We start from the raw sequence: 21207 nt of genomic DNA, 5'->3' as shown, positions 1-21207 counted from the left end.
CGCGCGGGGCGCGCGGTCAGCGGAAGGTGACGACGACGTCGTCGCCCTCCGGCCGCAGGTCCGCCCGGATCGTGAACTTCACGGTCTTGGAGACCTTGCTGACCTCGCCGGTGTAGAGGTCCATCTTCCGGAACTCCACGCGGGCGGAGCCGGAGGGGTTCACCAGCTCCCAGCTCCCGTCCGCCTTCACCTTGGCGCCGGCGTTGGGGTACTGGGTGATGCTCCAGGCGACGTCCCCGTCCACGCGCCCGTCGAAGTCGTACTCGAAGGGGCACCCGGCGGGGTAGAGGGAGTCCTGCTCCGCGCAGCGGGCCAGCTGCTCTCCCACCTGGGCCTTGACCGAGTCCTCGACGCGCTGGCTGGGCTCCACGGCGAGCTTGAGGGGGTCGGTCGGCTCCTCGGGATCGGTGACGGCGGTGCTCACCTCGGGCGCGGAGAGCAGGTCGGAGGCGTAGTCGGCTGCGTAGACGCCGGGGTAGAAGACGGGGAAGCTCTGCCCGCCTTCCGGGATGCCCACCTTCTGCTGGTTGAGCGTCGCGGCGCCGGTGGCCGGGGCGGTGACCTTGACGGTCGGGAGCTCTCCGGGGTCGATCTCCCAGGTCGGGAAGAGGCCGCCCCACGTGCCCGTGCGGTGCAGGGAGAAGTCGGTCGCGGCGTCGGCGTCGTTGATCCGGTAGCTCGCGCGGACGGTGGCCGTCTCCCCGCTCTTCTCGACGGTCTCGTAGCGGACGTCCTCGATGGTGCGAGAGGCCTGGCGCAGGGCTTTGCCGTTCATCACGGCGCCGTCGCCCTCGGGCACCTCGGCGTTGAGGAAGCTCAGGGCCCGGCCGCCCTGGCCGTCCTGCAGCGCCTCGAAGTAGGAGCGCACCGGCGCCACGGGCCCGTAGGCGAAGTGCGAGATCAGCGCCAGCGCGCCGCCGGCCGCGACGCACGCGACGAGCACGCCGGCGCAGAAGGCGGCGAGAACGCGGGATGGACGGGCGGCGGGGCTCATGGGACCACGATACCCACCAGGAGGCCCGCCCATCGCTTAGGCTGGACCCCATGGCTGAGCACCTGAAGGACGTCCCGGAGAAGTACGGCCGCCCGGTGGAGGGGTTCCACCCGCGGCTCCAGTCATACGGCCGCAGGTTCCTGGCGGTGGTGCCCGCGACGATCCTCTCGGTGGTGCTGGTGCTGCTGCTGGTCTACCGTCGCCCGGCGATCCCGTTCGTGGCCCTCTCCCTGGCGGTGATCGCCGTCTCGCTGGTGATCGCGTACTCCTATCTGCGGCCGGCCATCGCCGTGCTGACCGACACGCACGTGCTGCGCGGGCGGATGATCGGCTGGAGCGCGGCGCGTCGGGAGGACGTCGCGGACACCGTGTTCGTCGAGCGGCTGCAGCCGCGCGGGGCAGGGGCCGAGGGGCAGGGGGCCCTGGCGCGCTTCAGGAAGAGGGGCGTCCCGGCGCTGTGGTTCGTGGACGCCGAGGGGAAGCCGGCGCTGCGCTTCGACGGCCGCGTCTGGGACGCGAAGACCCTCCAGGCCCTCTCCTCCCGGGTCACGCCGCAGACCACGCGCTACTCCCGGATCGAGGTCGACGAACTCGCGCGTCGCCAGCCGGGCCTGATCGGATGGCAGGAGCTGCATCCGCGGCTGCGCTCCGGGCTGCTCACCGGCGCGCTGGTCCTCGTGCTGGCGCTGATCGCGGCCGTGAACCTCTGGCCCGAGTACTTCCGGCTCTGAAAGCGGGGCACGACGTCGGATGGCGGCTCGGGGCCAGGACCCCGGCCGCCCGGCCTCGGCGTCCTCATGCGGCCGCCCTCGGCGTCCCCGGCCGCCCGCGGGTAGAGTGGCCCCATGCGCGAACCCTCCCTCTGGGAACTCCAGGTCCAGAAGAACCCCGGCCACTCCCGCTGGTACATCCAGCGCTTCGAGACGATGCGGAGCAGCGGCGCGGACCTGCACGGCGAGGCTCGCTTCGTGGACGCCATGCTCTCCCGCGGGTCGCGCGTGCTGGACGCGGGGGCCGGGACGGGCCGGGTGGGCGGTGAGCTGGCCGCCCGCGGCCACGAGGTGACCGGCGTCGACGTGGACCCGGTGCTCGTGGAGCAGGCGCGCGCGGACCACCCGGCCTCCACCTGGATCGCCGGGGACCTCGCGGAGCTGCCCGACCCGCTGCCCCCGGAACGGCGCGGGACCTTCGACGCCGTGGTCTGCGCCGGCAACGTGATGACCTTCCTGGCCCCGGGCACCCGCCGCGCCGTGCTGCGGGGGTTCGCCGAGGCCCTGGCCCCGGGCGGCCGTGCCGCGGTGGGCTTCGGGGCCGGCCGCGGCTACCCGTTCGAGGAGTTCTTCGACGACGTCGCCGCCTCGCCGCTGGAGCTCGGCCTCGCCCTGTCCGCCTGGGACCTCCGCCCCTTCGCGGAGGACGCGGACTTCCTGGTCGCGATCCTGGAGAAGCCGGAGAACCCGGCGAACGCCTCGGGGACGCGCACCAGCCTCCTCTGAGGCCGGCGGGCCTGCCAGACCCTGCCCGCACGCGAAGAGCCCCGCCCGCCGGATGGCGGACGGGGCTCCCGTCGTGGAGCGGCTGACGGGAATCGAACCCGCGTATCAGGCTTGGGAAGCGTGCGCTCTACCATTGAGCTACAGCCGCGAGGCCTCCGTGCGGAGGCACTCGAATATCGTAGCGCATCCGCGGCCGGAGGTCGAAACCGCCGCCGGCCGCCGTGCCCTATGGTTAACACGTGCTGATTTCAGACCGAGACATCCGCGAGCAGATCGACAGGGGCCGCATCGGCCTGGACCCCTACGAGCCCTCGATGCTGCAGCCCGCCAGCATCGACGTGCGCCTTGACCGGTTCTTCCGCCTCTTCGACAACCACAAGTACCCGCACATCGACCCCGCCCAGGAGCAGCCGGAGCTCACCCGCCTGGTGGAGACCCGCGACGACGCCCCGTTCATCCTCCACCCGGGGGAGTTCGTGCTGGGCTCGACCTACGAGAAGGTCACCCTCCCCGAGGACGTCGCCGCCCGCCTGGAGGGCAAGTCCTCGCTGGGCCGGCTGGGCCTGCTGACCCACTCCACGGCCGGGTTCATCGACCCGGGCTTCTCGGGCCACGTGACCCTGGAGCTGTCCAACATGGCGACGCTGCCGATCATGCTGTGGCCGGGCTCCAAGATCGGCCAGCTCTGCTTCTTCCGGCTGAGCTCGCCCACCGACCAGCCCTACGGCAGCGGCTCCTACGGGAACCGCTACCAGGGCCAGCGGGGTCCCACCGCCTCCCGCGGCTTCCTCAACTTCCACCGCACGGAGATCCCCGAGTCCTCGCGGGACGAGGCGTGACGCTCCCGCTGCTGCCGTGATGCCCGCCGTCGCGGTCGCACCGGCGCTGATCCTCGCCGTCGTCCTGGCGGTCAGCGGGGCGGCCAAGACGCGCGCCCCGGAGGCGGTGCGGCGGGCCTTCTCCGACCTGCGCGTCCCGGCCCTCCTGGACCGACGCTGGATCCGGGTGGCCTTCCCCGCCGCGGAGGCGCTCCTGGCCCTCGCGCTCCTGGCCGCTCCGGGGGCCGCCGCACCTGCGGCCGCGACGCTCGCCGTGCTGCTCTTCGGGGCCTACTGGCTGCTGATCCGCCGGGCCCTCGGCTTCGAGGCGCCCGTGGCGTGCGCCTGCTTCGGAGAGGCCGACGCCGCCCCCGTCACCCGCCGCACCCTGGCCCGGAACACCGTCCTGCTGCTCCTCGCCGTCCTCTGGTGGGTCCTCTCCTGGATCGCGAGCGCGCCCGCCCTGCTGGCCCGGTTCGCCCTCGCCGACTGGCTGTGGCTCACGGTGGGCCTCACGGGGGCGACGGTGCTCCTGCTGGCGTGGCCGGGGGCGAGCGGCCGTTCGCGCCATGCGGCGGAGGGCGCTGACCGGCCCAGCGCGCCGGAGCGGGGGACGACGTCGCGCCCCGGCGCATCGTCCCCCCTCGACGGCGCCCGGGGCTTCCCCGAGTCGGTGCCGGAGGACGCCCGCCTGCTCCTCCACCTCGCCCCGGGCTGCGCCTCCTGCGCGCGGGTGCTGCGGCTGGCCCCCGGATGGGCCGGGCGGCTCGGGCCGGTGCGGCTGCAGCTGATCAGCATGGCCGCTCCCGAGGCGGTGCGGGTGGTCGCGCCCGAGGAGCTGTGGGAACGGATCCTGCCCGCCGCCGAGCAGCCGGAGCTGGCGGCCCTCGGGATCCCCTCGGCGCCCTCGGCCGTGCTGCTCGCCGGGAGCGGGGAGGCGCTCGCGGCGCCGGCCGAAGGAGCCGAGGCCGTCGAAGCGCTGGTGGGCCGGATCGCGGGCGCTCGGTCCTGACCGAGGCCCGCCGGGGTGGCAGCCTCCTACGCGCGGTCCGCCCGGTCCGCCCCCAGCCTCGGCAGCCGCAGGGTCAGCAGCAGGCCCGCCAGCAGCACGGCCATGATGCCCAGCACGCCCCAGATCTGCGCCCCGAAGATCCACACGGTCAGGGCGAACATCGCCGGGGCGAGGAAGCTCACCGCCCGGCCGGTGGTCGAGTAGAGGCCGAAGTACTCGCCCTCGCTGCCCGGCTCGGCGATCCGGACGAGGTAGGTCCTCGCCGCGGACTGGGCCGGTCCCACGAACGCGCAGAGGGCCAGCCCGCACACCCAGAACGCCAGCGGGTCCCGTAGGACGAGCAGGGGAGCGGCCGCGACGAGCAGCCCCGTCAGCGACGCGAGGATCACGGTCCGCGGCCCGAGGGCGTCGTCGAGCCGTCCACCGAGAACGGCGCCCAGCCCCGCGACGACGTTCCCGGCGATGGCGAAGACGAGCACCTGCTGGAAGGAGAAGCCGAAGCTGCCCGCGGCGAGCACCCCGCCGTAGGTGAAGACGCCGGCCAGGCCGTCCCGGAACACGGCCGAGGCCAGGAAGAACCTCAGCGTCGCCGGCTCTTCCCGGAACAGCCGGCGCAGGGTCCGCCACAGCCGGCGATAGGACTCGGCCAGGGAGTCACGGCGAGCGGCCTCCGGCGCCTCGGCGGGGCCGCGGGGGAAGCGCAGCAGCAGCGGCGCGGAGAGCAGGGCGGTCCACAGCGCGGCGAAGAGCGCGACGGCGCGGATGTTCAGGGCGTCGTCCTCCGGGATGCCCAGCACTCCCGGCGTGATGAACCCCAGGAGCACGATGAGCAGGGCCAGGATCCCGCCGAAGTAGCCCATCGACCAGCCGAGGCCGCTGATCCGGCCCAGGGTGCGCGGAGTGGAGATGGAGGGCAGCAGCGCGTTGTAGTGCACGGTGGCGATCTCGCTGAAGACGTTGCCGAGCGAGAGCAGCCCCACCCCGAGGAAGAGGTAGCCGGGCTCGGGGGCCACGAGGAAGCACGCCGCGCTGCACACCACGATGCCCCCGGTGTTCAGGGCCAGGGCGGAGCGGCGCGAGCCGGCGCGGTCCGCCCGCTGGCCGATGACGGGCGCCGTCAGGGCGATGACCAGCCCCGCGCAGACCAGCCCGGCCGAGAGGACCAGGGAGGTCCGGGTCTCGTCGCCGAAGTCCGAGCCGGTGAGGTAGACGGTGAAGACGAACGTGGTCATGACGGCGTTGAAGCTCGCGGCCCCCGCGTCCCACAGGGCCCAGGGGAGGACCGGGCGGCGCGTCTGCTCGCTCATGGCTCCACTGTACCCATTCGGGACAGCGGGTGTGGGTGATATCACCCCCGTTGCGTGTTCGCTCTGGAGGAGCGCCGACGTAAACCTCAGGGCGTTGACCATTCCCATTGGTAGCATTACGAAAGTACAGCACCTTCGAGGATCGAGGAGGCCGACCGATCACCGCCGTCATCCTTGTCCACTTGCTGGCTGCGATCGCGGCGCCGTTCTTCTTCCGCAGGTGGGGCCGCACCTGTTTCTACTATCTGTCCCTCGTCCCCGCCGCCAGCTTCGTCTGGCTGTGCACGCTCCTGCCGGGCGTGCTGCGCGGTGAGCACGTCCGGGAGAGCTACGAGTGGATCCCGCAGCTCGGAGTGGGCCTGACCTTCCGCATGGACCCGCTCTCGTGGATCCTGTCCGCCATGGTGCTGGGCCTGGGCGCCCTCATCGTCTTCTACTGCGGCAGCTACTTCAAGCACACCAACAAGTACTCCGGCGCCTTCGCAGCGCAGCTGATCGCCTTCGCGGGCGTCATGTTCGGCCTGGTCACCGCCGACGACATGATGGTCATGTTCGTCTTCTGGGAGATCACCAGCATCCTCTCCTACCTGCTCATCGGCTTCACCAACAACCGCCTCTCCTCGCGGCGCTCGGCCCTGCAGGCCCTGATCGTCACCACTGCCGGCGGGCTGGCCATGTTCATCGGCCTCATCATGCTGGGCGAGGCCAGCGGGAGCTACCTCTTCTCCGAGATCATCGCCCGCGCGCCCGAGACCATCGCCGACCCCGGCGCCTCGGTCTCCCTCCCGGCAGCGCTCGTGCTCATCCTCGTCGGGGCCCTGTCCAAGTCGGCGCTGTTCCCCCTGCACTTCTGGCTGCCCGGGGCGATGGCCGCCCCCACCCCCGTCAGCGCCTTCCTGCACGCCGCGGCGATGGTCAAAGCGGGCATCTACCTCGTAGCCCGACTCTCCCCGGCCTTCGCCGGCGTCACGCCGTGGACCGAGACGGTCGCCATCCTCGGCCTGTTCACCATGCTCTACGGCGGGTACGTCGCCCTGAAGCAGACCGACCTGAAGCTGATCCTCGCCTACGGCACGGTCAGCCAGCTCGGATTCATCTCCACCATCGTGGCCTTCGGGACCCCCAGCGCCCTCTACGCGGGACTGGCGATGATGGTCGCCCACGCCCTGTTCAAGTCGGTGCTCTTCCTGGTCACCGGCGTCATCGACCACCAGGCGGGCACGCGCGACATCCGGCGCCTCTCCGGCATCTACCGGCGCACGCCCCTGCTGTTCGTGATGAGCCTGATCTCGGCCGCCTCGATGGCGGGCCTGCCGCCGCTGCTGGGCTTCGTCTCCAAGGAGGCCGTGATCGAGCTGGTCTTCGACGGCGCCGCGGCGGGCGGCCTCGGCGCGCTCGGTGCGGGCGCCACCTGGACGGTGCTCGCCGCGGTCTGCGTCGGCTCGGTGCTCACGCTGGCCTACAGCGCCCGCTTCGTCTGGGGCGCCTTCGCCGTCAAGCCCACCAGCTTCGCCCACCCGGAGACCGTCACGGACGACCGGGTGCAGCCCACCAGCTTCCACCAGGTCACCGCGGCCTTCGGCCTCGCCCCGGCGATCGTGGCCGTGGCGACCGTGGTGCTGGGCCTCTGGCCGGAGCCCCTGCACCTGCTGGTCGGCGCCGCGGCCTCGGAGGCGGGGGAGACGGACAAGCACCTCGCGCTGTGGCACGGCCTCACCCCGGCCCTCGGCCTCTCCGCGGCGATCATCTGCCTCGGCTTCGCGCTGTTCGCGGTCCGGGCCGGCCTGGAGAGGGCGCAGAACGCCCTGCCCGCCCTGCCCGGGGGCGACGCCGCCTACCGCTACGTCATCGGCGCCCTGGACTACACCGCCGTCCGGGTCACCGGCGCGACCCAGCGCGGTTCGCTGAGCTTCTACCTCGCCGTCATCCTCGCCACCGCGGTGGTGATACCCACCGTGGGCCTGTTCATCGTGCAGACCCCGCCGCTGAACGCGATGCGCTGGTTCGACTCGCCCGCGCAGTGGGCCACGGCCCTGACCATGATCGCCGCGGCGCTGGTGGTCCTCACCGCCAACAAGCGATTCCTGGCCATCCTCATGGTCTCGGTGACCGGCTACGGCATGTCGCTGCTGTTCGCGCTGCGGGGCGCGCCGGACCTGGCGCTGACCCAGATGCTGGTCGAGACGATCTCGCTGATCGCCTTCGTCCTCGCCCTGCGGATGCTCCCGGCCCGCCTGTGGAACTTCCGCAAGCCGCGGCACAAGCCCATCCGGGCGCTGATCGCCATCGGCTTCGGCCTGTTCATGATGGCGCTCGCGGCCTTCTCGCTCTCCTCCCGCGTGGAGGCCCCGATCTCGCTGGATATGCCGCGTCTGGCATACGAGATCGGCCACGGCAAGAACGTCGTCAACGTGACCCTGGTCGACATCCGCGCCTGGGACACCTTCGGGGAGATCTCCGTGCTGGCCCTGGCCGCGACCGGCGTCGCCAGCCTGATCTTCATCGCCGGACGCCAGGACCGCGGGCCCCACCACAAGAGCCTGGACACCAGGAGCCTGCGGCAGGTGAGCCGACGCTACGCCGAGCGCACCGACCTCAGCACCGGCGCCCAGGTCGCGGGACGGTTCATGAACGTCCGGCGGGATCCGTTCCTCGTGGCGGGCCGCACCCTGGCCCCGGAGAACCGGTCGCTCATGCTGGAGGTCATCACCCGCCTGCTGTTCCACACCGTCATGCTGGTCTCGGTCTACCTCCTGCTGGCCGGCCACAACCTGCCCGGCGGCGGGTTCGCCGGCGGCCTGCTGGCGGGGCTCGCGCTGGCCATGCGCTACCTGGCCGGCGGCCGCTACGAGCTCGAGGAGGCGAGCCCGGTCAACGCCGGCGTCCTGCTGGGCTCGGGCCTGCTGGTCGCGGCGCTCTACGCCCTCTCCCCGCTGATGTGGGGCGGCGCGGTCTTCAGCTCCTACGCGATCGACGCCGACCTGCCGGTCTTCGGCGAGGTGCACTTCGTGACATCGGTGATCTTCGACGTCGGCGTCTACCTCGTGGTGATCGGGCTGATCCTGGACGTGCTCCGCAGCCTCGGCGGCAAGGTGGACGAGTCGCTGGAGAAGGAGCGCGGCAGCCGCCCCGCCGGCGGGCGCAAGCGCCGCCGCATCACGGTGCGCCGCACCGGCAACATGGCGACCCCCGCCGTCGCCTCGGGCCCGGTGACCGCGACCTCGGTCGAGGAGCCCTCCAACGGCTCCTCCGGTGACGACCGGTCCGCGGAGAGCACGCAACAGGAAGGGGACCGGGCATGATCGACGCCGCACTGCTGATCGTGATGGGCGTGCTCTACGCCGTCGGGGTCTACCTCCTGCTGGAGAAGTCCCTGACCAAGGTGCTGCTCGGCATCATGCTCATCACCAACGCGACCAACATCTTCATCCTGCACGCCGGCGGCATGCCGGGCCTCGCGGCGCTCTACGACCCGGACACCCCGGCGGAGGACTACCTCGACCCGCTGCCCCAGGCGCTGATCCTCACGGCGATCGTCATCTCCTTCTCCGTGACCGCGCTGATGCTCGGGATGATCTACCGCAGCTGGGTGCTGTCCAAGAAGGACGACATCCAGGACGACGCCGAGGACCGCCGCGTCGCCCAGCAGCCCGACTACGACCCCGAGGACGACGACGCCGCACCGGTCGAGCCCTCCGAGTTCGAGGGCAGCGAGGAGCAGCGCGAGGAGGCCTACCAGGAGCGCAAGCGCGCCGAGCGGGCCTCCGCGGAGGAGTCCCCCGGCTCCTACCGCATGCAGCACGAGCACCTTAACCGAGGCGACCGCGACCGAGGGGAGTGGGACTCATGAGCATCTTCGACCTGGCCCCGGCCGCCATCATCCTGCCGCTGCTGACCGCGGGGCTGAACTTCACCCTGTACCGCCGGCCCACCGTCCAGCGCCTGATCTCGCTGATCGCCATCATCGTGGTCCTGGCCCTGGAGTCCACCCTGCTCATCGCGAGCTGGGGCTCCGGCCCGGTCTCGATCAGCCTCGGCGGCTGGGCCGCGCCCTTCGGCATCGTGCTGGTGGTGGACCAGCTGTCCTCGCTGATGCTGGTCGTCTCCAGCGTCGTCTCCCTGGCGGTGCTGGTCTACGCGACCGGCCAGGGCCTGGCGGACGGCGACGACGACGCCCCCATCTCCGTCTTCTACCCCACCTACCTGGTCCTGCTCGCGGGCGTCTCCAACGCCTTCCTGGCCGGCGACCTGTTCAACCTGTACGTGGGCTTCGAGATCCTCTTGACGGCGAGCTACGTGCTGCTGACGATGTCCGGCACCGCCCCGCGCATCCGCGCCGGCGTCACCTACACGGTGGTCTCGGTGATCTCCTCGATGCTGTTCCTCATGTCCATCGGCATGATCTACGCGGCGGTGGGGACCGTGAACATGGCTGACATCGCGGCGAAGGTCCCGGACCTGCCGCCGGGCACCCAGCTCCAGCTGCACCTGATGCTGCTGGTCGCCTTCGGCATCAAGGCCGCGGTCTTCCCGCTGTCCCTGTGGCTGCCGGACTCCTATCCGACGGCGCCCGCGCCGGTCACCGCGGTGTTCGCGGGCCTGCTGACCAAGGTCGGCGTGTACGCGATCATCCGCACCGAGACCCTGCTCTTCCCCGACAGCCGGGTGGACGACCTGTTGACATGGGTCGCGATCCTGACGCTCGTCGTCGGGATCCTCGGGGCGCTCACGCAGGGCGACATCAAGAGAACGCTGTCCTTCATCCTCATCAGCCACATCGGCTACATGATCTGGGGGATCGCCCTGGCGACCCCGCAGGGGATGATGGCGGTGGTCTTCTACGTGGCCCACCACATCGTGATCCAGACCAGCCTGTTCATGGTCGTGGGCCTGATCGAGCGCCGGGGCGGGTCGGCGAACATGGACCGCCTCGCCGGGATGGCCAAGATCGCGCCGATCCTGGGCATCCTGTACTTCGTCCCGGCGATGAACCTGGGCGGCATCCCGCCGTTCTCGGGCTTCATCGGCAAGGTCGGGCTGATCGAGGCCAGCGTCGAGCTGGGGACCTGGCAGGCCTACGCGATGGCCGGCGTCGGGGTCTTCGTCTCGCTGCTGACGCTGATGACCCTGGCCCGGATCTGGAACAGGGTGTTCTGGCGCAAGCCCGAGCACGCCGAGTTCCCCGACCCGATCCTGCTGGCCACCGACGAGGACGGCAACTACGGGATCCGCACCTCCGGGGAGTCCGACGCCGAGTCCAGGCGCTACCGCGGCCGGGACGTCAAGCTGCTGCCGGCCTCGATGCTCGGCTCCACGATCGGGCTGGTCGCCGTGGGCGCCGCGCTGACGCTGGTGGCCGGGCCGCTGTTCGCCTTCTCCGAGCAGGCCGCGGAGAACCTGTCCGATCCGGACGTCTACATCCAGGAGGTCCTGGGGGACAACGCCCCCGGGGCCGCCGACGACGCGGAGAACGGAGGCCAGGAATGACCCTCTCGACCTCGGGCCGCCGGCCCCACGCCCGGCCCCGCAACAGCATCCGGACCGAGATCCCCCTGATCGTCTGGCTCGTCCTGGTGTGGGGGGCCATCTGGCAGGACTTCTCGATCGGCAACCTGGTCTTCGGCCTGATCCTGGCGCTGGTCATCGTCAACGTGTTCTACCTGCCCCCCGTGCGGCTCTCCGGCCGCCTGAACGTCCTCTGGGGCGCGTGGTTCCTGGTGAAGTTCCTGTGGCTGATCATGTTGGGCAGCCTCGAGGTGCTCTGGCTGGCGGTCCGGCCGGGGCCGCCGCCGCAGAGCGCGGTGATCTCGGTGCCGCTGCGGGTCGCGGACGACCTGCTGGTGACCAGCGTGGGACAGGTGGTCTCCCTGATCCCCGGCTCGCTCGTCATCGAGGTGGACCGCCGCAACGCCACGATCTACTTCCACGTGATCGACGTCGGCTCCGAGGAGGCCGCCGATCGGTTCCGCCGCAGCGTCCGCCGCATGGAGGAGCTGCTGATCCGCGTGATGGGCTACCGGGACGACTACCGTGCGGTGCGGGCCGGGACGCTCGACGAGAAGGCGGCCGAGGCCGCGCACGGGGTGATCGTCCACTACGACGGGGGCGACGAGGTACGCGACCAGAAGGAAGGTGGTTAGATGATCGGCGTCGTCATCGCCTGCGGTATCATCCTGTCCCTCGCGGTGGTGGGTACCATCTACCGCCTGGCCAAGGGCCCCTCGCTGCTGGACCGGGTCATCGCGACCGACGTCCTGCTGGCCATCGTGGGGGCCGCCATCAGCGTCGACATGGTCTACCGGGACAGCTACGAGAACCTGACCCTGCTGGTCGTGGTGGCGCTGGTGGGGTTCATGGGCTCGGTGACGGTCGCGCGCTTCGCCAACAACAAGCGCGACCCGGGCGAGGAGAGCCAGGACGCCGGGCGCGCCCGAGGAAGAGGAGGGGATGCGTGATGGAGCTGTTCCTCGAGATCCTGACCGGTTTCTGCCTGATCGTGGGCTGCCTCATGTCCCTCGGCGCGGCCTTCGGCATCGTCCGGTTCCCGGACGTGCTGGCCCGGCTGCACGCCGGCGCCAAGCCGCAGGTCTTCGGCCTGTTCATGCTGCTCGCCGGGATCGCCCTGGCGGCCCGCTCCTGGACCGTGCTCGCCCTGCTCTGCCTGATCTGGGTCCTGCAGATCCTGGCCATCCCCGTCTCCTCGCACATGGTGGGGCGCTCGGGCTTCCGGAACAAGCACTTCCAGCCGGGCTATCTCTCCCAGAACGACCTCGCGGAGCTGGTCGAGCGGATGAACGAGGAGAACGCGGAGGAGGACCCCGACGCCGTGCCGCAGCCGGGCCGCGGCGCGGAGGCCGCGGACGACTACAGCGACGGCGAGACCGGCGAGGCCGGGAGCAGCGAGGCCGCTCCGGCCCCCGAGCGGGGCGGCGAGGGCCGCCGGTAGCGGAGCGAGGGCGGCCGGAGCGTCCCGGACGCGGAAGGGGCCCGGGAACCGTACGGTTCCCGGGCCCCTTCCGCGCGTCCGCGCAGGCTCAGACCTCGGCCTGGCCCCCGGTCTCGACCTCCTGCTTGTCCTGGAAGCGCATCGCGGCGCGGGCGACGCCGACCTTGATCAGCGTGCCCACCAGGCCGGTCACGAGCGACCAGATGATGATGTCGCGGATCTGCTCGTCCGGATCGTCGTTGACCGTCGGGGGCTCGTCCCCGGTGACCTTCTTCCAGCCGGCGGTGAGGATCTTGTTGGCCAGCGCGACGCCGGCGAGCGAGGCGACCGTGGAGCCGATCTTGATGATGGGGTTGCTCATTGCGTGTTTCCTCCGTGGTGATCCCGGCGCGGGGGCCGGGCTTGGATGCGCGGTGTCATTCACCACCCTAGCGGCAGCGTCCGCACATCCGGGAGGGAAGCGGGCGGATTCACCTCGCGCGAACCATGGCGTAGACTGGTGGGCGTTCATCACGACAGGGGAGCCCCGCACGGGGCTGAGAGTGCGCAAGCAGACCCTCGAACCTGAATCCGGCTAGCACCGGCGTAGGAAGTCGAGCATCTCGGGGCAGCACCCGCGACCGCGGGCGGCGCCCACCCCTCCTGAAATCTGTCTGGGAGGATCACATGAACACCACCGCACATCAGCGCCGTCCCGCGCCCCGCCGCCGGATGTCCTGGCGCGTCGTCGACATCGTCACCGCCTCGGTCCTGGCCGTGGTCTGCGGCGTCGTCTTCTGGATCTGGTCCAACGCCGTGCACCCGGTGGTGGAGCTGGCCACGGTCGGCTTCCCGCCCGCCGTGGGCCTGATGGCGGGCGGCTGGCTGTTCGCCGGGGTCCTCGGCGGGCTCGTCATCCGCAAGCCCGGGGCGGCGCTGTACTGCGAGATCGTCGCGGCGGCCGTCTCGGCGCTGCTGGTCACCCAGTTCGGGGCCACCGTGCTGCTCTCGGGCCTCATCCAGGGGATCGGCGCCGAGCTGGTCTTCCTGCTGTTCGCCTACCGCCGCTTCGGCCTCGCCGTGACGATGCTCGCCGGGGCGTGCGCCGGCGTCTTCCTCTCGGTGAGCGAGAACGTCATGTACAACTTCGCCTGGTCGACGCCGTTCCAGGCGGTCTACGCGGTGCTGGCCGTGGTCTCGGGGACGGTGCTGGCCGGCGTCGTGCCCTGGGCGATGACGCGCGGGCTGGTGCGCACCGGCGTGCTCAACGGGGTCGCGGCGGGCCGCGACGCGCGCTCGCGCCGCCCGGCGGGCCCGCGGGTCGCGGCGTGAGCGGGGCCGGCGCGCGGGTCCGGGCCGAGGGCTTCGGCTGGCGGCACCCCGGCCGGGAGGAGCCGGCCTTCTCCGGGCTGGACCTGGAGATCCCGCCGGGGCAGAAGGTCCTGCTGCTGGGGCCCTCCGGCGCGGGGAAGTCGACCCTGCTGCACGCCCTGGCCGGGCTGCTGTACGAGGACGACGGCGACGAGCAGGCCGGCCTTGTGGAGGTCGACGGCGTGCCGCCCCGCGAGGCCCGGGGCCGGATCGGCCTGATGCAGCAGGACCCCGAGGCGTCCATCGTCATGGGCCGGGTCCTGGAGGACCTCGCCTTCGGCCCGGAGAACCTCGGCGTGGACCCGGCGCTGATCCCCGGCCGGGCCCGGGAGGCGCTGGCCGCGGTGGGCCTGGGGCTAGACGACGACCACCCCACCTCGGCGCTGTCCGGCGGCCAGAAGCAGCGCCTGGGCCTGGCCGGGATCCTGGCCATGCGCCCGGGCCTGCTGCTGCTGGACGAGCCGACCGCCAACCTCGACCCGGAGGGGGTCGAGGAGGTGCGCGACGCCGTCGTCGCCGCGGCCGAGGCCCGCGGCTCGACCCTGGTGATCGTGGAGCACCGCGTGCAGGTCTGGGTCGATCACGTGGACCGGGTGATCGTGCTGCGTCCGGGCGGGGGCATCAGCCACGACAGCGCCCCGGCGGAGGTGCTCTCCCGGGCCCGTGAGGAGCTGGTGGCCGCCGGCGTCTGGGTCCCCGGGCACATTCCGAGGGGTCCGGCGCCGGACGCGCGGACGGCGTCAGCGACGACGGCGGCGGGACCGGCCCCGGACGCACGGGCGGGGGAGACGGCGGGCTCCGGCGCCCTGCGGAGCGGCGCCCGCCTGCTCTCCGCCGCATCGCTGTCCGTGTCCCGTCAGCCGCCGGATCGGCGCTGGACCCGGGCCCGGCGCCGGGCCGTCCGGCGCTCGGGCGAGGCTGCTCCGGCCTTCGCGCCGGCACGGGGCGAGGCAGCGGCGGCGCTCCCGTGGGGCCGTCCCGCCCGCCTCGCGGCCGGCCCCGTGGACCTGCGCGTCGCGGCGGGCGAGCACCTGGCGATCACCGGCGCCAACGGCGCGGGCAAGTCCACGCTGGCCCTGACCCTGGCGGGCCTGCTCGCGCCCGCCGGCGGGATCGTCGCCGCCTCGGGGGAGCTGCGCTCCGGGGGCGGCGGCGCCGGGCGAGAGGTCGGCTGGGATCCCCTGTCCTGGGGCCCCGAGGAGCTGATCACCCGCGTCGGGGCGGTCTTCCAGGAGCCCGAGCACCAGTTCGTCCGGCCCACGGTGCGGGCAGAGCTCGAGCTCGGCCCGCGCCTGGCGGCCCGGGCCCGGCGGGAGGACCCGGGGGAGGGGCCGGCGCGGATCGCCGAGTCCCTGCTGCGGCGGCTGCGGCTGGACCACGTCGCCGAGGCGAACCCCTTCACGCTCTCCGGCGGGGAGAAGCGCCGGCTCTCGGTGGGCACGGCGATCGCCGCGCGCCCGCGGGTGCTGCTGCTGGACGAGCCGACCTTCGGCCAGGACGCCCACACGTGGGGCGAGCTGGTCGACCTGCTGCGCGAGCTGATGGCGGAGGGCACGGCGGTGGTCTCCGTGACCCACGACCTGGCCTTCGTCTCCGCCCTCGGCGGGAGCCGGCTCCGCCTCCCCGGCCCCGCGGGGCGGGCCGCCGCTCTCCCCGCGGACGAGGACCCGGCATCCGACGCCGCCCGCCGCGCCTCGGCGGGGGAGCGGGCCGCCGACGCCGGCCTCCGCCCCGCGGCCGGGCCTCGGTCCGCGGACCCCCGGGTCCCGGCGAGGGGAGGGCGGTAGGGATGGACGTCCTCTCCGAAGCCCCCGGCGCGCACTCGGCCCTGGGCCGGGTCGGCGCCGGCACCAAGCTCGTCCTGCTCGCCGTGCTCAGCGTCGTCTTCCTGCTGAGCGCCGACTGGGTCACCTCCGGCACGGGGTTGCTCCTGCTCGTCGTCCTGACGTCCGCGACCGGCCTGAACCCGGCGCGCATCGCGGTGCGTCTGTGGCCGGTCCTCACCGCCGCGCTGCTCGGCGGCTGGGCCACCGCCCTGCTCGCCGAGAAGGCCGGTGAGACGGTGGCGGACCTCGGCGTGACGGTGCTGACCACCGGATCCCTGGAGGCGGGCGCCGCCATCGCCCTGCGCAGCGGGGCGCTGGCCCTGGCGTCGGTCCTGCTGCTGCTCACCACCGACGCCTCGGAGATCGGCCAGGCGCTGGCCCAGACCTTCCGGTTGCCCGCCCGCTTCGTGCTCGCGGCCGTGGCGGCTCTGCGCCTGGTCGGGGTCATGGTCGTCGAGTGGGGCACGCTCGCCTCCGCCCGGCGCGCCCGGGGGCTCGGCGGCGCCGGCGGGTCCTCCGGTCTGCGGGGGCTCGCGGGCGCCTGCGCGGACTTCGGCCCGCGGACCTTCGCGCTGGTGGTCCAGGCGCTGCGGCGCGCCTCCCGGCTCTCGACGACCATGGAGGCCCGCGGGTTCGGGTCCGGCCCGCGGACCTGGCTCGTCCGGCCCCGCTACGGGCGGGCGGACCTCGTCGCGCTCGTGGTCGGGCTCGCGGTGCCCGCCGTCGCCGTCGCCGCCTCCGTGCTGAGCGGGCAGCACCGCCTGATCTTCGGGGGGTGAGGCGCGGGGCCGGGGCCCTGAGCCCGGCATCCGCAGATCCTCCCTAGTGGAGGCTGGAATGCCGGGTAGACCTGGCTCTACGGTCCGGATCATCCCCCGCCCCACTGACTCCTCCCCGCCGCAGCGGCAGACTCGAAAGCGTCATCATCCTTCCGAGCCTGTCAGGAGGCCCCCATGAGCCCCGAAGACCGCCAGCCGCCCGTACCGCGTCCCTCGGCGACGCCGCCAGGGGGCACCGACGTCGCCCCGCGCACGGTGGCCCGCGTGGAGGGGGTCGGGATGACCTACGGCACCGGCGAGGGCGCCGTCCACGCCGTCCGCTCGGTGGACCTGAGGATCCCCGAGGGAAGCTTCACCGCCGTTATGGGCCCCTCGGGCTCGGGGAAGTCGACCCTGATGCACATCATGGCGGGCCTGGAGGTCCCCACCCACGGCCGGGTGTGGATCGGGGGCCGGGAGATCACCGGGCTCGACGACGAGGCGCTCACGGTGGTGCGCCGCCGCCACGTCGGCTTCGTCTTCCAGGCCTTCAACCTGATGCCCGCCATGGACGTCATGGAGAATATCGTCCTGCCCTTCGAGCTGGACGGGCGCCGCCCCGACGGGGAGGAGTCGGCCTGGATCGAGGAGCTCGTGGGCCGGCTGGGGCTGGCCGGGAGGATGCGGCACCGCCCCGGCGAGCTCTCGGGCGGGCAGCAGCAGCGCGTGGCGATCGCCCGCGCGCTGGCCGGCCGCCCCGAGCTGATCCTCGCCGACGAGCCCACCGGCAACCTCGACTCGCGCTCGGCGCGGGAGGTCCTGGACCTGCTGCGGATGGCCTCGCGGGACCTGGGGCAGTCGATCGCGATGGTCACCCACGACCCCCGCGCGGCCGCCCACGCCGACCGCGTCGTCTACCTCGCCGACGGCGGCCTGGTCCGGGAGGACCGCGGCCCCCTCGGCGCCGACGCGATCGCCTCGGCCATGATCTCGCTGGAGGAGGGCCCCCATGCGTGACGCCCTCCGGGAACTGATCCGCTCCCCGCGCCAGCACGCCGCGACGCTGCTGGTGGTCGTCGTCGCGGCGATGTTCGGCACGCTGCTGATCGGCGGGACCGTGATCCTCAGCAACGTCGTGCTCGGCAACGAGGCCTTCTCCGGCTCGGGCACCGTCATCGTGATGCTCGCCCTCGTGGCGATCGTCTTCTTCGGCATCGCGCTGTTCGTCGCGTCGCTGACCGTCAGCAACACCTTCTCGATCGTCGTCGCCGGCAGGACGGGGCGGCTCGCCCTGCTGAGGCTCATCGGCGCGAGCGCCCGCCGGCTGCGCCGCTCGATCGCCTCCGAGGGCCTGCTGGTGGGCCTGCTGGGCGCCGTGCTCGGCACCGCGGCGGGTGCGGCGCTGTGCCTGGCGGGCGCGGCCTGGGCGGAGAGCGCGGGCGCCGGGGAGGACCTCTCGGCCGGCGTGGTCACCGGCTGGCTCGCCTGGCCCGGCCTGCTGACGGCCCTCACCGCCTGGTGGGCGGCCCACGTCGGGGCCCGGCCGGTCCTCACGGTCTCCCCGCTGGAGGCCACCCGGCGCAGCGCGGAGCCGGCTCTGAAGGCCGTCCGCTCGCGCCGCGGCATGCTGGTGCTCTCCGTCGCCGCGACCGTCCTCGGGGCGGTGCTGCTGGTGGCCGGGACGCTGCTGGGCTCCCTCAACCCGGTGGGGGTCCTCCCGGCCTTCCTGGGCGGGGTCCTCTCCTTCACGGGCCTGGCCCTGGGCGCCGGCTGGGTCATGCCGGCGGTGTTCCGGGCGACCTCGCTCCTCCTCGGCCGCGGGACCGCGGGCCGGCTCGCCGCCGCGGGCATCCGCCGGCACCCCCTGCGCTCGGCGCGGACCTCGATGGGGCTGGTCATCGGCGTGACGCTGGTGGTCATGTTCGCCACGGCGGGGGAGACCTTCCGCACGGTGATGCAGGAGATGCTCGACGCCGCCGGGGCGGACGCCTCCGCCGCCGTCGAGTTCAACCGCGGGGTGGACAGCGTCCTGCTGTTCCTCTACGCGATGCTGCTGTTCTCCGTGGTCATCGCCGCCATCGGCGTCGCCAACTCGATGAAGGCCACGATCATGCAGCGGGCGCGGGAGCTGGCCCTGCTGCGGGTCACCGGGCTGTCCCGGGGGCAGCTGTGGCGGATGATCGGCAGCGAGGCCGCGCACCTGACCGTGGCGGCCGCCCTGCTGGCCATCCCGCTGGGGGTCTTCTACGGCTGGTGCGGCGTGCTGAGCATGCTCTGGAGCGTCCAGGGCATCGGCTTCTTCCCGCCGGCGGTGCCCTGGGCGACGTTGGCCGTGGTGGTCGCCGGCTGCGTGCTCATCACGCTCGCCGCGACGGTGCTGCCGGCCCGCCGGGCGGCGGCGGCCCCGCCGGTCCGGGCGCTCGCCGTGGCCTGAGCGCCGCCGCGTCCGTCTCGCGCATCCGCCCCGCGCGGCCCCTCCGGGAGCTCCCGGAGGGGCCGCGCGGTCTGCGGCGCTCGACACGGCACTTCCGTCCCCGCCGCGAGCCGTGGCGGCCGCCGATGCCGCGCGTCCGAGCCCGGGCGGGCTCTGAGTGGCGAACGCCGCCGCCGGCCCTCAGCGGGACAGCAGGAAGCCCAGCAGCCGGTCGGTCAGCCCCCGGTCCACGGGCAGCGCCTGGTTGTTCAGTCGGACGACCGGGGCCAGCAGGCGCACGGAGGAGGAGAGCCAGACGCCGTCGGACTCCAGCAGGTCCGCGGGGTGCAGCGGGCCGAAGCCGAGATCCCATCCCGCGGCGCGGGCGCCGTCGAAGATCGCGCCCTGGGTGGTCCCGGGCAGGATCCCGTGGCTGGGCTCCGGGGTGAGGAGGGTGAGGGAGTCGCCCTCCCGGCGGGCGACGATGACCGAGCTCGTGGCGCCCTCCAGGACCCGGCGGTCCGAGGCCGTGAAGATCGCCTCCTGCGCGCCGAGCGAGCGGACGTGGCGCAGCACCGCCATGTTGACCGCATAGGAGAGCGTCTTCGCCCCCGCCAGCAGCCAGGGGTAGGCGGCGTCCTCGGCCGGGTCGTGGCCGCGGGGCAGGAGCATCGCCCGGACCCCCTCGCGGCGCTGGGCGATGGTCGCCTCGGGCACCGCGGTCACGATGACCATCCCGTACGGCCCCTCGGCGGGCGTGCCGCGGCTGACCAGCAGCTTCACCGTGTGCTCGGCGCCCAGCTCGCTCGGGGTCCCGGCGGGGGCGGCGCTCAGGGCGAGCCGGATCGCGGCCTCCCAGGCGGCGTCGTCGTACTGCGGCAGGTGCAGCAGGCGCGAGGACTGGGCGAGGCGGAGCAGGTGGAGGTCGAGCTTCCGGACGGTGAGGTCGAGGGCGAGCATGGTCTCGAAGGCGCCGTCGCCTCGGGTGTACCCCTCGTCCTCGATGCTGATGAGCGGGCCGGCGGCGTCGAGGAGACGGGGCTCGGGGGAGGACCGGTCGATGCGGACTGCGGTGGGTGTCATAGCCTCATTGTTCCCTCTGGCGCGGGGTCAGGGCGAGCGCGCCGACCGAGAGCGTGGCGCAGACCAGCATCGTGACGGCCATCGGCAGCACGGCGGTCTCCCCGCCGAGTCCCACCAGCGGCGAGACCAGAGAGCCGGTGCCGAACTGCAGCGAGCCCAGCAGCGCCGAGGCGGAGCCGGCGACGTCGCGCCCCTCGGTCACCGCCATCGAGGTGATGTTGCCGAAGATCAGCCCCTGCGCCGCCACGCACAGGAAGAGCATGATCAGCGTGGGGACCAGGCTCGGCCCGGCCAGGGCGAGCAGCACGATCCCGATGGCGCCCGCCAGCGAGATCAGCTGCCCCACCGTGGCCAGCCGCCGCGGATGCACCCGCCTGACCAGGACGCTGGAGACGATCGTGTTGCCCAGCAGCCCCAGCGAGTTCATCCCGAAGACGAGCGCGAACTGCGTCGGGCTCAGCCCCAGCACGTTCTGCAGCACGTAGGTGGAGCCCGAGACGTAGGCGAAGAGGGTCCCGAAGGAGAGGATGAACGCCAGGACGAAGCCGACGTATCGGGGCCTGCGCAGCAGCGCGAGGATGCCGCGCCCGGCCGAGAGCAGCCCGCCGGGGCGGCGCCGCTCGCGGGGGAGGGTCTCCGGGGCGAGGAGGAGCACCGCCAGCGCCAGCAGCAGCGTCAGGACGGTGAGGAACCAGAAGATCGCGCGCCAGTGGGCGAAGCTGAGCACGAGGCCGCCCAGGGTCGGCGCGAGGATCGGCGCGAGCCCGTTGATCATCATCATGAAGTTCATGTACCGCGCGGTCTGCGGCCCCGCCGTGAGGTCGGTGATCATGGAGCGGGCCAGCACCACGCCCGCCGCGCCGGAGAAGCCCATCACGAAGCGGCCGCCGATCAGCAGCTCGGCGCTCGGGGCCAGCGCGCACCAGACGGCGCTGAGGCAGCAGATGACGGACCCCGCCACCAGGGGCCGCCGCCGTCCCCATTGGTCGGAGAGCGCCCCGATGACGAACTGCCCCACGGCCAGCCCGAGCATGAAGGCGGAGAGGGTCAGCTGGATGGAGGAGGCCGGCGCCCGGAGGTCCTCGGACATGGCGGGGAAGGCGGCCAGGTACATGTCGGTGGCCAGGGGCGAGACGCCGCACAGGGAGCCCAGCAGGATCAGCAGGGGCAGGGACACGCGGGAGGACTGGTGGGACACGGCGGG

General features: G+C 73.0%; 20 protein-coding genes, 1 tRNA gene and 1 riboswitch. Of the genes, 15 read left to right on the top strand and 6 right to left on the bottom strand.

Translation table 11 applies throughout. From position 1 onward, the window contains the following. Positions 1 to 16: 16 nt before the first annotated feature. Positions 17 to 994, bottom strand: a complete 978-nt coding sequence (locus tag EWV39_RS01970; RefSeq protein WP_129656613.1) for a hypothetical protein — start codon at positions 992 to 994, stop codon at positions 17 to 19. Positions 995 to 1044: 50 nt separating this feature from the next. Here EWV39_RS01970 and EWV39_RS01965 point away from each other — a divergent pair, with 50 nt between their 5' ends. Both EWV39_RS01965 and EWV39_RS01960 read left to right on the top strand, forming a co-directional pair. Then, positions 1045 to 1725 carry a hypothetical protein gene (locus EWV39_RS01965; protein WP_129656612.1) on the top strand — a complete coding sequence of 227 codons (681 nt, stop codon included), beginning with the start codon at positions 1045 to 1047 and terminating at the stop codon, positions 1723 to 1725. Between the two features lie 114 nt (positions 1726 to 1839). Next, complete coding sequence (locus EWV39_RS01960) at positions 1840 to 2490, top strand: class I SAM-dependent methyltransferase (RefSeq protein ID WP_129656611.1); 651 nt, start codon at positions 1840 to 1842, stop codon at positions 2488 to 2490. 74 nt (positions 2491 to 2564) lie between these two features. On the opposite strand, the gene EWV39_RS01955 is transcribed toward EWV39_RS01960, so the two are convergent. After that, positions 2565 to 2638 (bottom strand) — tRNA-Gly (locus tag EWV39_RS01955). Between the two features lie 91 nt (positions 2639 to 2729). On the opposite strand from EWV39_RS01955, the gene dcd reads away from it, so the two are divergent. Next, complete coding sequence (gene dcd, locus EWV39_RS01950) at positions 2730 to 3329, top strand: dCTP deaminase (RefSeq protein WP_129656610.1); 600 nt, start codon at positions 2730 to 2732, stop codon at positions 3327 to 3329. Positions 3330 to 3348: 19 nt separating this feature from the next. Then, positions 3349 to 4320: a MauE/DoxX family redox-associated membrane protein gene (locus tag EWV39_RS01945; RefSeq protein ID WP_129656609.1), complete on the top strand. Its 972-nt coding sequence runs from the start codon at positions 3349 to 3351 to the stop codon at positions 4318 to 4320. Between the two features lie 26 nt (positions 4321 to 4346). On the opposite strand, the gene EWV39_RS01940 is transcribed toward EWV39_RS01945, so the two are convergent. Next, on the bottom strand, positions 4347 to 5744 hold the full coding sequence (locus tag EWV39_RS01940; protein ID WP_272947817.1) for an MFS transporter: 1398 nt from the start codon (positions 5742 to 5744) through the stop codon (positions 4347 to 4349). Positions 5745 to 5809: 65 nt separating this feature from the next. Here EWV39_RS01940 and EWV39_RS01935 point away from each other — a divergent pair, with 65 nt between their 5' ends. From EWV39_RS01935 to mnhG, 6 genes are read left to right on the top strand one after another with little or no spacing between them, the layout of a single operon-like run. Next, positions 5810 to 8929, top strand: a complete 3120-nt coding sequence (locus tag EWV39_RS01935) for a Na+/H+ antiporter subunit A (RefSeq protein ID WP_238147969.1) — start codon at positions 5810 to 5812, stop codon at positions 8927 to 8929. After that, positions 8926 to 9477: a Na(+)/H(+) antiporter subunit C gene (locus EWV39_RS01930; RefSeq protein WP_129656608.1), complete on the top strand. Its 552-nt coding sequence runs from the start codon at positions 8926 to 8928 to the stop codon at positions 9475 to 9477. Before EWV39_RS01935 ends, EWV39_RS01930 begins: the two co-directional genes overlap by 4 nt. Continuing rightward, on the top strand, positions 9474 to 11114 hold the full coding sequence (locus tag EWV39_RS01925; RefSeq protein ID WP_129656607.1) for a Na+/H+ antiporter subunit D: 1641 nt from the start codon (positions 9474 to 9476) through the stop codon (positions 11112 to 11114). Before EWV39_RS01930 ends, EWV39_RS01925 begins: the two co-directional genes overlap by 4 nt. Further along, the gene (locus tag EWV39_RS01920; RefSeq protein WP_129656606.1) at positions 11111 to 11767 is read left to right on the top strand and encodes a Na+/H+ antiporter subunit E; all 657 of its coding nucleotides are present in this window, start codon (positions 11111 to 11113) and stop codon (positions 11765 to 11767) included. The genes EWV39_RS01925 and EWV39_RS01920 overlap by 4 nt, the downstream gene beginning before the upstream one ends. After that, the gene (locus EWV39_RS01915; RefSeq protein ID WP_129656605.1) at positions 11768 to 12082 is read left to right on the top strand and encodes an MrpF/PhaF family protein; all 315 of its coding nucleotides are present in this window, start codon (positions 11768 to 11770) and stop codon (positions 12080 to 12082) included. Next, entirely contained in the window at positions 12082 to 12573 is a 492-nt protein-coding gene (gene mnhG, locus EWV39_RS01910) for a monovalent cation/H(+) antiporter subunit G (protein ID WP_129657297.1), read from the top strand. The genes EWV39_RS01915 and mnhG overlap by 1 nt, the downstream gene beginning before the upstream one ends. A gap of 88 nt (positions 12574 to 12661) precedes the next feature. On the opposite strand, the gene EWV39_RS01905 is transcribed toward mnhG, so the two are convergent. Further along, on the bottom strand, positions 12662 to 12934 hold the full coding sequence (locus EWV39_RS01905; protein WP_129656604.1) for a DUF4235 domain-containing protein: 273 nt from the start codon (positions 12932 to 12934) through the stop codon (positions 12662 to 12664). A gap of 146 nt (positions 12935 to 13080) precedes the next feature. Continuing rightward, a riboswitch (TPP riboswitch) is annotated at positions 13081 to 13182 on the top strand. A gap of 57 nt (positions 13183 to 13239) precedes the next feature. Here EWV39_RS01905 and EWV39_RS01900 point away from each other — a divergent pair. The 5 genes from EWV39_RS01900 to EWV39_RS01880 all read left to right on the top strand — a co-directional run bounded on the left by EWV39_RS01900 (position 13240) and on the right by EWV39_RS01880 (position 18941). Beyond that, on the top strand, positions 13240 to 13884 hold the full coding sequence (locus EWV39_RS01900) for an ECF transporter S component (protein ID WP_129656603.1): 645 nt from the start codon (positions 13240 to 13242) through the stop codon (positions 13882 to 13884). Continuing rightward, positions 13881 to 15710, top strand: coding sequence for an ABC transporter ATP-binding protein (locus EWV39_RS01895; protein ID WP_129656602.1), 1830 nt, complete (start codon positions 13881 to 13883; stop codon positions 15708 to 15710). Before EWV39_RS01900 ends, EWV39_RS01895 begins: the two co-directional genes overlap by 4 nt. Positions 15711 to 15712: 2 nt before the next feature. Beyond that, positions 15713 to 16528, top strand: coding sequence for an energy-coupling factor transporter transmembrane component T family protein (locus tag EWV39_RS01890; protein ID WP_129656601.1), 816 nt, complete (start codon positions 15713 to 15715; stop codon positions 16526 to 16528). 279 nt (positions 16529 to 16807) lie between these two features. Then, positions 16808 to 17524, top strand: a complete 717-nt coding sequence (locus EWV39_RS01885) for an ABC transporter ATP-binding protein (protein ID WP_238148071.1) — start codon at positions 16808 to 16810, stop codon at positions 17522 to 17524. Continuing rightward, positions 17517 to 18941: an ABC transporter permease gene (locus EWV39_RS01880; protein WP_129656599.1), complete on the top strand. Its 1425-nt coding sequence runs from the start codon at positions 17517 to 17519 to the stop codon at positions 18939 to 18941. Before EWV39_RS01885 ends, EWV39_RS01880 begins: the two co-directional genes overlap by 8 nt. Before the next feature lie 180 nt (positions 18942 to 19121). On the opposite strand, the gene EWV39_RS01875 is transcribed toward EWV39_RS01880, so the two are convergent. Both EWV39_RS01875 and EWV39_RS01870 read right to left on the bottom strand, forming a co-directional pair. Then, on the bottom strand, positions 19122 to 20003 hold the full coding sequence (locus tag EWV39_RS01875; protein WP_129656598.1) for an aminotransferase class IV: 882 nt from the start codon (positions 20001 to 20003) through the stop codon (positions 19122 to 19124). Between the two features lie 4 nt (positions 20004 to 20007). Then, the gene (locus EWV39_RS01870) at positions 20008 to 21201 is read right to left on the bottom strand and encodes a multidrug effflux MFS transporter (protein ID WP_165313080.1); all 1194 of its coding nucleotides are present in this window, start codon (positions 21199 to 21201) and stop codon (positions 20008 to 20010) included. Between the last annotated feature and the right edge of the window lie 6 nt (positions 21202 to 21207).

Source organism: Rothia halotolerans (assembly GCF_004136635.1).
Lineage (GTDB): Bacteria > Actinomycetota > Actinomycetes > Actinomycetales > Micrococcaceae > Rothia > Rothia halotolerans.
Note: the sequence above shows the minus strand (reverse complement) of the source record. Positions and strands in the feature narration are given on the sequence as shown.

What these genes read in the sequence shown, in the direction of transcription:
- EWV39_RS01970 (WP_129656613.1), bottom strand. Translation starts at nt 994, where the DNA reads ATGAGCCCCGCCGCCCGTCCATCCCGCGTTCTCGCCGCCTTCTGCGCC.
- EWV39_RS01915 (WP_129656605.1), top strand. Translation starts at nt 11,768, where the DNA reads ATGATCGGCGTCGTCATCGCCTGCGGTATCATCCTGTCCCTCGCGGTG.
- EWV39_RS01890 (WP_129656601.1), top strand. Translation starts at nt 15,713, where the DNA reads ATGGACGTCCTCTCCGAAGCCCCCGGCGCGCACTCGGCCCTGGGCCGG.
- EWV39_RS01920 (WP_129656606.1), top strand. Translation starts at nt 11,111, where the DNA reads ATGACCCTCTCGACCTCGGGCCGCCGGCCCCACGCCCGGCCCCGCAAC.
- EWV39_RS01900 (WP_129656603.1), top strand. Translation starts at nt 13,240, where the DNA reads ATGAACACCACCGCACATCAGCGCCGTCCCGCGCCCCGCCGCCGGATG.
- EWV39_RS01965 (WP_129656612.1), top strand. Translation starts at nt 1,045, where the DNA reads ATGGCTGAGCACCTGAAGGACGTCCCGGAGAAGTACGGCCGCCCGGTG.
- EWV39_RS01925 (WP_129656607.1), top strand. Translation starts at nt 9,474, where the DNA reads ATGAGCATCTTCGACCTGGCCCCGGCCGCCATCATCCTGCCGCTGCTG.
- EWV39_RS01875 (WP_129656598.1), bottom strand. Translation starts at nt 20,003, where the DNA reads ATGACACCCACCGCAGTCCGCATCGACCGGTCCTCCCCCGAGCCCCGT.
- EWV39_RS01960 (WP_129656611.1), top strand. Translation starts at nt 1,840, where the DNA reads ATGCGCGAACCCTCCCTCTGGGAACTCCAGGTCCAGAAGAACCCCGGC.
- EWV39_RS01905 (WP_129656604.1), bottom strand. Translation starts at nt 12,934, where the DNA reads ATGAGCAACCCCATCATCAAGATCGGCTCCACGGTCGCCTCGCTCGCC.
- EWV39_RS01880 (WP_129656599.1), top strand. Translation starts at nt 17,517, where the DNA reads ATGCGTGACGCCCTCCGGGAACTGATCCGCTCCCCGCGCCAGCACGCC.
- EWV39_RS01940 (WP_272947817.1), bottom strand. Translation starts at nt 5,744, where the DNA reads ATGCTACCAATGGGAATGGTCAACGCCCTGAGGTTTACGTCGGCGCTC.
- mnhG (WP_129657297.1), top strand. Translation starts at nt 12,082, where the DNA reads ATGGAGCTGTTCCTCGAGATCCTGACCGGTTTCTGCCTGATCGTGGGC.
- EWV39_RS01945 (WP_129656609.1), top strand. Translation starts at nt 3,349, where the DNA reads ATGCCCGCCGTCGCGGTCGCACCGGCGCTGATCCTCGCCGTCGTCCTG.
- EWV39_RS01930 (WP_129656608.1), top strand. Translation starts at nt 8,926, where the DNA reads ATGATCGACGCCGCACTGCTGATCGTGATGGGCGTGCTCTACGCCGTC.
- EWV39_RS01885 (WP_238148071.1), top strand. Translation starts at nt 16,808, where the DNA reads ATGACCTACGGCACCGGCGAGGGCGCCGTCCACGCCGTCCGCTCGGTG.